Below are 2,050 nucleotides of genomic sequence, written 5' to 3'. Positions count from 1 at the left end.
CAAGCCAGTTTAGTGTTTATGGCACAATGGTTTAGGTAAGGTGGTTAGCGTTGCTCACACCTTAATTGGGCGTTATGTTTACTTGTATTTCAATGGCTTAAAAATTCTTCGATCTCTGTTCTTTGTCCCTTTGGCAGTTCGTCCGAGTTGCCTCAGCAAATCCGCATTGTCGGTCTAAATTCGTGAATTTCTCAACCCGTAAAACATGTCAATGTTCGCGGGTTGCTTCATTTGCAGGTCGTGGCGGTTGGCTTCAAATTTCACTGGCTCAAAGTCGCTTTTAGCTTATTTGCCAATTAGCATTTCAGCTTGGCAGTTGCCTCGGCAATTTGCCATTGTACTGCGCTTTGGCTGGAAAGAGAGGGCGCTTGTTGAAGCTAAGTCGAGTTGCCTCATTGGGCAGGGAAGTGGACTGACCCGCTTGGTGTTTCGTGCATTTGGCGGCCAAGTGAGTTTGAGCGTGTGATTCACTTCTTGAAATGCGGTCAATAAAGTAGTTCTTTGCCAAATAAATCAGTCGTTTGTGGTAAAACATAACAAACAATTCAAGCAGACCCTCAACGCGTGGCACTTTTGGTTTGCGTCGGGTTTTGTGTTTACGCTGCTATGCGGAAGGTGAGCCAGGGTGTTTCGGGCTACTTAATTGGGCGTTATGTGTAACCAGAGGAAAATGCATGGAAGTACAGCTAAAAGTAGGTAGTGACTCCTTGTTCGCAGAATCTTTAACCAAGTCAAATATGGCAAGTTACTATCAAACTCGTGGGATAATCTGGGATCACAATCAGTTTCTACGTAGCTGGGAAGAGTTAGATAACTACGAAGTCCATCTAGACCAAGGCCGTGTTGGTGTTCTCCGTTTTAGCTATAGTGGCGATACTACCTTCTTGAGAGACTTTCAAATTTTGCCTGAGTTTCAGGGTAGAGGAATTGGGGCAAAGTGTCTTGAACTAGTTGTTAGATATGCGCTTAAAAGACAATCCACTAAGCTAGTTTTGCGTGTGTTTAGTGAAAACCCAGCAATCAGCCTGTATGAGTCCAAGGGTTTTGTTAGAACATCTGAAGTCAAAGGGTTGGTTGAAATGGAGATCCCTTTAAGTTCAAACACATAACAAGCAATTTAAGAGGGATTCACAACGCTTGGCACTTTTGCTTCGACTTCAAATTTAGTGTTTACGGTACAATGCGTTAGGTTGGGTGGTGGCGTTGTTCACCCCTTAATTGGGCGTTATAACGCAGAAGAGTTCATCAGCAAGAGGTAATATGGACATTCAAATTTTGGTAACAGTTCTATCGGGTGTCAGTGTTTTTGTTTTTGGACAAATAGTACTGAAACTCTTCATTGAACCTGTTGTTGCTCTAAAGGCTACATTCGGTGAAATTTCAGGGCTATTTCTGCGAGAGCAACCCAAAATTATCGGCGCTACCGCTAAGGATGAAACTCGTGAGGATATGTTTAGGTTTGCTTCATTGTTGTTGGCTCAAAAGAGTGCAATTCCACTTTATTGGTTTACTCGTTTGCTGTTTGGCTTACCAAGTGAAAAGGCATTGGTATCGGCAGCTCGGTCGTTGAACCGTTTGGGAGCTATTACTAATGAGAAAGCTCCTGATATTGCGGGCGAAAATAAGTACAAATCTGTACTCGAATCAATGAAAAACATATCAAACAAGCTCAAAATTGTTACTGACTACGCAGCGTTATAACAAACAATTTAAGAGTGATTCAGCACGCTTGGCATTTTTGCTTTGGGTTGGGTTCAGTGTTTACGGTGGTCAAAGTCAGTGTCGTGGTCGCGTGCTTCACACCTTAATTGGGCGTTAGGCAACAAGAGGAAGTTATGAGTAAATCTGAAAACGGCGAATGGCATTTAGCTTTTGTAGTAGGTGAATTAGCAGAAGGCGAAGTTGAGCCAACAACGAAAATTCATGCATTGAAGCCAATCTGCTATGAGCAGTTTGAGTCAGACCGAAATGCTATAGCTGAATACCACAATAGCTTAAAATTAATTAAGAGTGTTCAGCTTAATATTCAAGAGTTTTTGCAGTCGATATT

3 protein-coding genes are annotated in these 2,050 nt (G+C 42.4%); all 3 read left to right on the top strand.

Annotated features, from left to right (window positions below; all coding sequences use genetic code 11):
• Positions 1–674 precede the first annotated feature (674 nt).
• The gene (locus CAG69_RS14435) at positions 675–1,109 is read left to right on the top strand and encodes a GNAT family N-acetyltransferase (RefSeq protein ID WP_161444832.1); all 435 of its coding nucleotides are present in this window, start codon (positions 675–677) and stop codon (positions 1,107–1,109) included.
• A 151-nt stretch (positions 1,110–1,260) separates the two neighbouring features.
• Positions 1,261–1,701 (top strand): hypothetical protein, encoded by a 441-nt coding sequence (locus CAG69_RS14430; protein ID WP_130241057.1) that lies wholly within the window; start codon positions 1,261–1,263, stop codon positions 1,699–1,701.
• 134 nt (positions 1,702–1,835) lie between these two features.
• On the top strand, positions 1,836–2,050 hold a 215-nt coding region (locus CAG69_RS14425; protein WP_161444830.1), incomplete at its 3' end, for a hypothetical protein.

The sequence above is a fragment of the Vibrio sp. V43_P6S15P86 genome (assembly GCF_009904725.1).
Classification (GTDB): domain Bacteria; phylum Pseudomonadota; class Gammaproteobacteria; order Enterobacterales; family Vibrionaceae; genus Vibrio; species Vibrio diabolicus.
This window is presented reverse-complemented; position numbering and strand designations above follow the sequence as displayed.

Excerpts from the sequence above, each read along its gene's own strand:
- CAG69_RS14435 (WP_161444832.1), top strand. The coding sequence starts at position 675 with ATGGAAGTACAGCTAAAAGTAGGTAGTGACTCCTTGTTCGCAGAATCT.
- CAG69_RS14430 (WP_130241057.1), top strand. The coding sequence starts at position 1,261 with ATGGACATTCAAATTTTGGTAACAGTTCTATCGGGTGTCAGTGTTTTT.